This window comes from Nonomuraea diastatica (assembly GCF_004349015.1).
Lineage (GTDB): Bacteria > Actinomycetota > Actinomycetes > Streptosporangiales > Streptosporangiaceae > Nonomuraea > Nonomuraea diastatica.
Map to the genome: position 1 here is coordinate 1 of NZ_SMKP01000288.1, position 8,700 is coordinate 8,700.

At 70.1% G+C, this 8,700-nt stretch carries 9 protein-coding genes and 1 pseudogene; 2 read left to right on the forward strand and 8 right to left on the reverse strand.

Features of this window, described 5'->3' with window-relative positions; all coding sequences use genetic code 11:
• Positions 1-219 precede the first annotated feature (219 nt).
• From E1294_RS49340 to E1294_RS56870, 7 genes are all read right to left on the reverse strand, one after another.
• Positions 220-1,197, reverse strand: a complete 978-nt coding sequence (locus E1294_RS49340) for a phosphotransferase family protein (RefSeq protein WP_132519420.1) — start codon at positions 1,195-1,197, stop codon at positions 220-222.
• A 34-nt stretch (positions 1,198-1,231) separates the two neighbouring features.
• Complete coding sequence (locus E1294_RS49345) at positions 1,232-2,230, reverse strand: LacI family DNA-binding transcriptional regulator (protein WP_132519423.1); 999 nt, start codon at positions 2,228-2,230, stop codon at positions 1,232-1,234.
• A complete protein-coding gene (locus E1294_RS49350) occupies positions 2,211-3,620 on the reverse strand; it encodes a GH1 family beta-glucosidase (RefSeq protein ID WP_132519426.1) in 1,410 nt (469 codons plus the stop codon). The genes E1294_RS49345 and E1294_RS49350 overlap by 20 nt, the downstream gene beginning before the upstream one ends.
• Positions 3,617-4,447 carry a carbohydrate ABC transporter permease gene (locus tag E1294_RS49355; RefSeq protein WP_132519429.1) on the reverse strand — a complete coding sequence of 277 codons (831 nt, stop codon included), beginning with the start codon at positions 4,445-4,447 and terminating at the stop codon, positions 3,617-3,619. The genes E1294_RS49350 and E1294_RS49355 overlap by 4 nt, the downstream gene beginning before the upstream one ends.
• Positions 4,444-5,400 (reverse strand): carbohydrate ABC transporter permease, encoded by a 957-nt coding sequence (locus tag E1294_RS49360; protein WP_132519432.1) that lies wholly within the window; start codon positions 5,398-5,400, stop codon positions 4,444-4,446. The genes E1294_RS49355 and E1294_RS49360 overlap by 4 nt, the downstream gene beginning before the upstream one ends.
• Positions 5,401-5,456: 56 nt before the next feature.
• The gene (locus E1294_RS49365) at positions 5,457-6,779 is read right to left on the reverse strand and encodes an ABC transporter substrate-binding protein (protein ID WP_132519435.1); all 1,323 of its coding nucleotides are present in this window, start codon (positions 6,777-6,779) and stop codon (positions 5,457-5,459) included.
• 327 nt (positions 6,780-7,106) lie between these two features.
• Positions 7,107-7,517 (reverse strand): hypothetical protein, encoded by a 411-nt coding sequence (locus tag E1294_RS56870; protein ID WP_132519438.1) that lies wholly within the window; start codon positions 7,515-7,517, stop codon positions 7,107-7,109.
• Here E1294_RS56870 and E1294_RS53835 point away from each other — a divergent pair.
• Positions 7,408-7,731: pseudogene (locus E1294_RS53835) on the forward strand (alpha/beta fold hydrolase); the annotation flags it as partial. The gene E1294_RS56870 and the pseudogene E1294_RS53835 overlap by 110 nt on opposite strands.
• 34 nt (positions 7,732-7,765) lie before the next feature.
• On the forward strand, positions 7,766-7,996 hold the full coding sequence (locus tag E1294_RS49380) for a sigma factor (protein ID WP_132519444.1): 231 nt from the start codon (positions 7,766-7,768) through the stop codon (positions 7,994-7,996).
• Positions 7,997-8,015: 19 nt separating this feature from the next.
• Here the strand turns inward: E1294_RS49380 and E1294_RS49385 are convergent.
• Positions 8,016-8,700 (reverse strand): YoaK family protein (locus tag E1294_RS49385; protein WP_165977926.1); only part of this gene is annotated, 685 nt, incomplete at its 5' end.

An 8,700-nucleotide genomic window follows, 5' to 3' on the forward strand; every position in this document is an offset into this window, starting at 1 on the left:
GCCACCCTCCGCACCCGCCTGCTGGCCGCCGCACGCCCCCTGCACCACCGCACCGCCCCACCGGAGGGCCCTGGCACCGGCCCGCAGGGGAGGGCGCCGCCGTGCCGGCCGCGTCCGACATTCGGACGGGGCGCCTGCCGGCCTCCACCGGCGGCACCGGCACGGTGGTGGTCTCGCGCTCGGCGGGACGGCATCCCCACGCCGGGCCGCACGCTCGCGTCACCCGCGGGGGAGGCGGTCCAGGACGACGTCCAGCGCGGACAGCGAGAGGTCGCGGACCCGGGCGTACTCCTCCTCCGGATATTGCCGGGGCCCGTTCTCGACCAGCAGGATCAGGTAGAGGTAGGCGCGGTAGAGGTCGAGCCGGGCCAGCGCGGAAGGGGTGAGCTCCAGCGGCGTCACCTCGCGGTAGCCGGCCAGCAGCGGATCGTCCTCGCGCAGCTCACCGAAGATCGTCGGGGTGACGAACTCGGCGATCGGGTCGCCCCAGAAGGCCCGCTCGTGGTCGATGATGGCCTGGATCCTGGGCGGGCCGCTCAGGTCGAGGAAGACGTTGCCCGCCCACACGTCGAAGTGCACCAGCCGGGGTGTCGTCACCTCGCCGAGCACCGGCGAGGCCGCCTCGAACACGGCCATGATCTCGGCCGCCGGGCGCGGCAGCGGGGCCGGATAACGCTCGGTGTCGCCGAGCAGCGCGGCCACCATCGCGAGGAACGCCTCGCGCCACGTGGCGCCCACGATGCCGGCGTGCGGGTAGCCGAACACCTCGCCCGTCACCGCGTTGAACCTGGCCAGGTGGCGGCCCAGCTCTCTGCGCAGCGCGTCTTCGCCGTCGGGCTTGACGTCGTTCCACGACACGCCGTCGAGCGCGCTCAGCATCAGGTAGTCGCCGCCGAGCACCGGGTCGTCGAAGCCGGCCCGCAGCAGCGACGGCACCGGGACGCCCGCCTTTAGGGCGTGCTCGTAGGCGGCGGCCTCCATGCGCAGGAGATTACGTTCGTAGCTGAGCTGGTCGAGCTCGGGCGGCGGCGACAGCTTGAGCACCACCACGCGGCCGTCGTCGAGTGTGAGCCGCCAGACCGCGTTGGCGAAGCCGTCGGTCAGCTCGGTGGCGGACGCGACGCCCGCGCCCAGCGCGCGCCGGGCCAGCGCGTCGAGCTCGGCCGCGGATAACCGGCGCTTCGTCCTGCTGTCCACGTGGACCACCTCATTCCCGTTCTCGGGCCCGACCTCAGGCGGACTCCCTGCGCACCAGGTGCGTGTCGAGGATCACGACGGGCTGGCGCAGCTCCTCGCCGTTGATGCGGGCGACGAGCAGCCGGGCCATCTGCCGGCCCATGGCCTCGGTCGGCTGGTGGACGGTGGTCAGCGGCGGGTCGGCGCTGAGTGCGGCCTTGGAGTCGTCGAACCCGATCACGGCCACGTCGCCGGGGATCGCCCGCCCCTCGGCCTTGAGCACGCGCATCGCGCCCAGCGCCATCGGGTCGGACGCGGCGAAGACCGCATCGAGCTGGGGATGCGTCCGCAGCAGCTCGGCCATCGCGACGGCCCCGCTCTGCTCGGAGAAGTCGCCGTAGGACACCAGCTCCGGCAGGCCCGAGGGCAGCAGCGCGTCTCGGTAGCCGGAGAGCCGGTCGACTCCCACGCCCATGTCCTGCGGGCCGGCGATCGCGGCGATCGCGCGGCGGCCGAGGCTCAGCAGGTGTTTGACCGCCTGCCGGGCCCCGGCCCTGTTGTCCATGTCGACGTAGCTGTAGGGGTCGAGGCCGACGGGCCGGCCACCGAGCACGGTGGGCACGCCCATCGCCTCCAGCCGGCCCGGCAGCGGATCGGCGCCGTGGAGCGACAGGAGCAGCACGCCGTCGACGTGCTGCCCTGTCAGGTAGTTTTCGAGCCGCTCGTGCTCCTCCGGCGACCTGGCCATCGCCAGGATCAGCTGCAGGCCGGTCTCGGCCAGCGCCGAGCCGATGCCGCGGATGGTGCCCGCGAAGTACGGCTCGTCGAAGACGCGCAACTGCGACTCGGACACCACCAGCGCCACGGTGTCCGTGCGGCGCGTCACCAGCGCCCGCGCCGCGCGGTTGGGCACGTAGCCCAGCTCGCGGATGGCCAGCTCAACGGCCTCGCGGGCCCTGGCGCTGACGTTCGGCGAGCCGTTGATGACTCTCGACACCGTGCCCCGGCCCACCCCGGCCCGAGCCGCGACTGCCTCAAGAGTCGGTCGGTTCATGTCGCCTATTCTGCCGGATGATCTCCGAGTACCAGAGCGCGCTGTCCTTGGGCAGCCGTTCCAGTGTCTCGTAGTCCACCCGAACCAGGCCGAACCGCTTGCCGTAACCCCAGGCCCACTCGAAGTTGTCCATGAGCGACCAGGCGAAATAGCCCTCCAGGGGCACGCCCGCCTCGATGGCCTGCTTGCAGGCGCCGAGGTGCGCCTCGACGTACGCCCGCCGCTCGTGGTCGTGCACGCGGCCGTCGTCGACCACGTCGTCGAAGGCGGCGCCGTTCTCGGCGATCACCATCGGGATCGCGGGGTAGTCGCGGGCCACCCTGGTGAGCACCTCGACCAGGCCCGGACCGTCGATCTCCCAGCCCATCGCCGTCACCGGACGGCCGCCGTTGACGAACGACACGTGCTCGCTGCCGACCCACGGCGACCCCGTGTCCGTGGGTGCCGCGGCCGCCGACTGTGCGCCGCCCGGTGCTCCCGAGACGGTGAAGCGGCTGTAGTAGTTGACGAGCAGCACGTCGATGGGCGCGTTGATGATCTTCATGTCCCCGGGCTGGACGAAGCCCATCTCGACGGGAAGGTCGGCCAGCACGTCCTCCGGATAGCTGCCCAGCAGCAGGGCGTCCAGGAAGAACCGGTTCTGCAGGCCGTCGATGCGCCGGGCCGCGTCGAGGTCCTCGGCGCTGCCGGTGGCGGGCGTGACCGCGTAGAGGTTCACGCTTCCGCCGACGCGCCGGGCGCCCATCGCCTGCACGGCCAGGCCGTGCGCCAGGTTGAGGTGGTGCGCGCCCCTGATCGCGTTCTCCGGCTCGCGCCTGCCCGGAGCGTGCTCGCCGGAGGCGTAACCGAGGAACGCGGCGCACCACGGCTCGTTGACGGTGCTGAACGTGTGCACGTGGTCCTTCAGCGCCTCGTGCACCGTCGCCGCGTAGTCGGCGAAGCAGTAGGCGACGTCGCGGTTGGGCCAGCCGCCCTTGTCCTCCAGTTCCTGGGGCAGGTCCCAGTGGTAGAGGGTCAGCCAGGGGTCGATGCCGTGCTCGCGCAGCTCGTCGGTGAGCCGCTTGTAGAAGTCGAGGCCCTTCTGGTTGATCTTGCCGGAGCCGGTCGGCTGGATGCGGGGCCAGGAGACCGAGAAGCGGTAGGCCGACAGGCCCAGCTCCGCCATGACGGCGACGTCTTCCTTGTACCGGTGGTAGTGGTCGATGGCCACGTCCGCGTTGTGCCCGTTGAGCACCCTGCCCGGCTTCCTGGTGAAGGTGTCCCAGATGGATCGCCCTCGCCCGTCCTCCGTGACGGCCCCTTCGATCTGGTACGCCGAGGTCGCCGCGCCCCACGCGAAGCCCGTGGGGAAGCGCAGCCCGGTACGCGTCTGTTCCTCTTGTGTCGTCACGCCTTGACCGCACCTTCCATGAGTCCGCCGACGATTTGGCGGCCGAATGCGACGAATACTGCGATGAGCGGAATGATGGACAACGCGGTCCCCGCGAAGATCAACGAGTACTCCGTGGAGTACCTCGCGTTGAGCGAGTTGATCGCGATCTGCACGGTCGGGTTGTCCTGGTTCAGCACGATCAGCGGCCACATGTAGTCGTTCCACATGAGCATGAACGTGTTGATGCCGAGCACGGCCATGCCGGGCCGGACCGCGGGCAGCACCACGTTCCACCAGATGCGCAGCGTGGCGGCGCCGTCCACCCGGGCCGCCTCGACCAGCTCCATCGGCACGGACTGCCGCGTGTACTGCGTCATCAGGAAGACGCCGAACCCGTTGAGCAGGTACGGCAGGATGACCGCCTTGAGCGTGCCCGTCCACTCCAGGCTCACCATGAGGCGGTAGAGCGGGACCACGCCCATCTGCTGCAGCGGCACCGCCATCGTCAGCAGCACGAGCAGCAGCAGCGCGTTGCGCCCCTTGAAGTTCAGGTTGGCGAACGCGAAGCCGGCCAGCGTCGAGATGATGATGACCGAGATGGTGACGACGCTCGCCACGATGAACGAGTTCGTCAGGCCGACCACGAACTTGGCCTCGGGGTGGTTGAGCACCGCGATGATGTTCGTCCCCAGGTTTCCGCCCGGCAGGAACTTCGGCGGCGAGGCCACCGCGTCCGAGTTCGTCCGCGAGGCGATGACCAGCATCCAGTACAGCGGGAAAGCCGACAGGAAGATGGCCAGCCCGAGCAGGACCCGCGTGAGGACGGACGGTTTCCAGATGGTCATCGCGTGCCCCCGATCCTGCGCACGAACAGGAAGTTGATCGCCGCTCCGATGAGGATCAGCAGGAACAGCAGCCAGGCGGCCGCGGAGGCGTAACCGTAGTCGAACTCGCGGAAGGCCTCCTTGTAGACGAACATGGCCACCGTCTGGAACTGACCCTGCGACCCGCCGTCGGGGTTGCCGTTGTAGAACGTCATCGGCTCCGAGAACAACGTCAGGCCGCCGATCGTGGAGTTGAGCACCACGAAGATCATGGTGGGGCGCAACATCGGCAACGTGATCTGCCAGAACTGCCTGCGCTGCGAGGCGCCGTCGATCGAGGCGGCCTCGTACAGGTCGCGCGGGATCGTCTGCATGCCGGCCAGGAAGATGATCGCGTTGTAGCCCGTCCAGCGCCAGTCGACCATGGTGGCGATGGCGATCCACGACGGCACGCGCTCGGCCCGCCAGTTCGTGCTGTCCACCCCGAACATGCCGAGCAGCCAGTTGACCAGGCCCCAGTCGCGGGCGAACAGCTGCGTGAACACCACCGCGACCGCGACGACCGACGTGACGAGCGGCAGCAGCACGCTCATCCGGATCGCCAGCCGGAAGCGCATGCGCTTGTTCAGCGCGTTGGCCAGGAACAGGGCCAGCAGCATCTGCGGGACGGTGGCGATGACGAAGATGGACACCGTGTTCACCGTGGCGCGCCAGAAGTCGTCGTCGCCCAGCAGCGCGGTGTAGTTGCCCAGCCCGGCCCACTCGGTGGTGCCGGTCAGGTCGTAGTCGTACAGCGAGTAGTAGAGCGTGAACACCAGCGGGAAGAACCCGAAGGCGGCGAACAGGAGGAAATACGGGGACACCAGTGCGTACGGCATCGCCTTGACGTCCAGGCGGGAACGCCAGCGGCGGCCGGGCGGACGGGCGCGGCGATAGTTGCCCCGCGTCGCCCGCGGAAGGGTGTCGATGCTCATAACAGACCTTTCACGGCAACGTGCCCGGCCCGCCGCGGGCGGACCGGGCGGGGAGATCAGCCCGCGGCCTTGACCGCGTCGTCGATCAGTTGCTGCCAGGCCTTGCCGTACGGGACTGAGCCGTCGTCCATGCCCTGGATGACCGCCTCGGTGGCGTTCTTGACCTGGGCGTGCTTCACGCCGAGGAAGACCGGCTGGAGGCTGGCGGCGGACTTGGCGAAGATCTCACCGATGGGGGCGTCGTTGAAGTACTCGTTCTTCGCGCCCTGCACCGCCGGGTCCTGCTGGGCCTTGATGTTGCTCGGCATGTTGCCGAAGTCGGCGAAGATGCTCGCCTCGGTCTTCGCCTGCGTCAGGTAGTCGGCGACCATGGCCGCTTCCTTCGGGTGCTTGGACTGCTTCGGCACGGCCAGCCAGGAGCCGCCCCAGTTGCCGCCGCCGCCGGGCACCGCGGCCACGTCCCACTTGCCCTTGCCGTCGTCGCCGGCGTTGCCGCTGACCGCGCCGAGCATCCAGGACGGGCAGCCCAGCGTGGCGAACGAGCCCTTCTGGGTGCCCGTCGCCCACTCGTCGGTGAAGTTGCGCAGCTTGGCGGTCAGGCCCTGCTGGCTCAGCTTCTGCACGAAGTCGAAGGCCGTCCTGACCGCCGGGTTCTTGTCGACGATCAGGTTGTTGTCCTTGTCGAAGTAGGAGACGTTGCCGTTCTTGGCCGCCTCCTGGTAGAGCACCACCTGGTACAGCGTGTTGGTGCCGTCGGCCCACTTGGTGTCCTTGACCTTCGACTGGAACCGCTCGCCGACCTTGAGATATTCGTCCCACGTGGGCCACAGCGCGCTGACCTCGTCACGGTCGGTGGGCAGCCCGGCCTTCTCGAACAGGTCCTTGCGGTAGCAGAGGCTCATGCCGCCGATGTCGGTGCCCAGGGCGAACAGCTTGCCGTCGGCGGCGACGCCGTTCTCCCACTTCCATGCGGGGTAGTCGGCCTTGCGCGACTCCAGGCCGTGCTCCTTCAGGTCGGCCCACCACTCGGTGCGCGCCTTGGCCAGGCCCATGCCGCCCTCGTCGATGCCGACCACGTCGCCAGCACCGCTGCCGGCCTGCAACCACTGGATCATCTGCGGCCAGTACTGCTGCTCGAACTGGTCGGTCAGGTTCTCGTGCTGGATCTGGATGTCCTTGTGCTCGGCGTTCCACTTCTCGACGGCGTTCTTGTAGCCGAAGTTGCTGCCGCCGCCGAACGTCTGCACGCGGATGGTGACCGGTTGCGGCGCGGCGCTCGACTCGGAAGTGCCGCCGGAACCGCACGACGCCACGGTCAGCGCGACCGCGGCCAGGGCCGAGGCCGCGGCGAGACCGCCGCGACGCTTGCTGATCATCATGGTGGACCCCTTCTCGGGTGAATGTGTGGGGGAGAGCACCGCGGCCTGCGTTCCACCGCGGTGGGAGTCTTTGGGAGCGCTCCCACAAAGGGTGCACTTGCCCGCTCGGTGCGTCAATCCCGCGAAACGTAACCGTTACCAATGGTGCGGTTTATCACGGTGTAACCGGATTTATAGCGCCAAACCTCGCAAAGAGCTGATTGGGAGCGCTCCCACCACAAGAGACATCTTTTGTGTCGCATCAAGGGCATGTCACCCGCCCACCGGGCCTTTCCGAAGGTCACAAGCGCGCCGCCCGGACCCGGCGCCCCCGGGAGTGGGCGAACGCTAGGCGGGGGCGTCGTCGCGGCAGGCGGCGGCGCGGCCGGATGGGTGCGCAGGTTCGCGGCCGAGCTGGGCGCGCGGGAGCCGCTCGCCGTGGCCGGGCACGACATCGGCGGCGCCGTCGCCCAGCACCTGCTGGCGGCCGGCCCGGCGCGGGTGCGGCGGCTGGCGCTGGTCAATGCGGTGATGTACGACTCGTGGCCGGTTCCGGGCGTGGCCCGCTACCGCGACCCCGCCGTGGTGGCCACCACGACGGCCGAGGAACTGCTGGCCGCCCGCCGCGCGGCCCTCACCGTCGCGCTGGGGCGCCCGGCCACCGAGGCCGAGCTGGCGGACTATCTCGACCCGTGGAACGACGCGCAGGGTCCGCAGGTCGTGGATGGCGCTGGCGGGCGCGGCCGACAGCCGGTACACGCTCGGACTCGTCCCCGCGCTCCAGGCGGACCAGACGCCGAAACCGCTGGTCTGGGGCGAGGACGACACCTTCCAGGAGCTGCGCCACGCGGAGCGGTTCGCCGCCGAGATGCCGGACACCACGCTGGTCCGCGTTCCAGGGGCGGGCCACATCCCGATGGAGAACGACCCCGCCGCCGTCGCCCGTGCGCTGGCGAACTTCTTCCTGGAGTGAACCCGCGGAGGGCGGCGATGCTACGCACCATCCGATGAGACCGACCGATCCGGATGCGCTCGTCCTGGCCAGGAGGGCGGACGGCGACGCCAGAGCGTTGACCGAGCGGTACGCGGGGCCGCTGTTCACGTTCCTGTTCCGGCCGGCCGGAGACCGGGGTACGGCCGAGGAGATCCTGCAGGACACGCTGCTGGCCATGTGGCGCCCGGCGGGGACGTTCCAGACCCGGTCACGGGTGAGCACATGGCTGTTCGGGGTGGCCTGATCCGTCCACGTCCGGCCCATCACCGGGCGGAGCGGGCCGCGAAGGCGACGAGGGCGAGCAGGACCGTGGCCGCGGCCAGTGCGGGCACGGGGCCGGTGGTGACGTGCAGCGTGGCGCCGCCGAGCGCCCCGAGGAACATCGCGGCGACGCCGGCGGCCCGGCGCAGGCTCGCCCGCCCCGGGCCTTCGGCGAAGAGCGCGGTGAGGGTGGTGGTCAGGACGTTCGTGTTCATGTCGGGCACCGCCAGCTCGCGTACGGACGCGCTCTGAATGCCCATGCCGCAGGCGAGCAGCGCGATGAGCGCCGCCTGCCCTGGCGGCTCGCGGAATCCGGCCAGCTGGGCCGTCACCAGGGCGGCCGCCGCGAGCAGCGCGTGCGCGGCGGTGAGCAGGACGAACGCCCGGCGCGGGTTCGTCGCCCGCCGGGTAGTCCGCCCCGTGGCCCAGGCGCCCGCAGTGAAGGACAGCAGGGCCACCAGCGACCCCCATACGGTCGGCCGCTCCTCCCCGGCCAGTGCGAAGCCGAGGAAGACGACGTTGCCCGTCATGTTGGCGGCGAAGACGCCGTGCAGGCCGAGGAAGCTGACGGCGTCCACGATGCCGGTCACGACGGTCAGCAGGACCAGCAGGGCGGGCACGGTGTCGTGCGGGTTCGCGCCAGGAGGGAAGAGCCGGTCGGCGAACCACCGCAGCCCTCCCCTCACC

What these genes read in the sequence shown, in the direction of transcription:
- E1294_RS49365 (WP_132519435.1), bottom strand. Translation starts at nt 6,779, where the DNA reads ATGATGATCAGCAAGCGTCGCGGCGGTCTCGCCGCGGCCTCGGCCCTG.
- E1294_RS49355 (WP_132519429.1), bottom strand. Translation starts at nt 4,447, where the DNA reads ATGACCATCTGGAAACCGTCCGTCCTCACGCGGGTCCTGCTCGGGCTG.
- E1294_RS49345 (WP_132519423.1), bottom strand. Translation starts at nt 2,230, where the DNA reads ATGAACCGACCGACTCTTGAGGCAGTCGCGGCTCGGGCCGGGGTGGGC.
- E1294_RS49380 (WP_132519444.1), top strand. Translation starts at nt 7,766, where the DNA reads ATGAGACCGACCGATCCGGATGCGCTCGTCCTGGCCAGGAGGGCGGAC.
- E1294_RS49360 (WP_132519432.1), bottom strand. Translation starts at nt 5,400, where the DNA reads ATGAGCATCGACACCCTTCCGCGGGCGACGCGGGGCAACTATCGCCGC.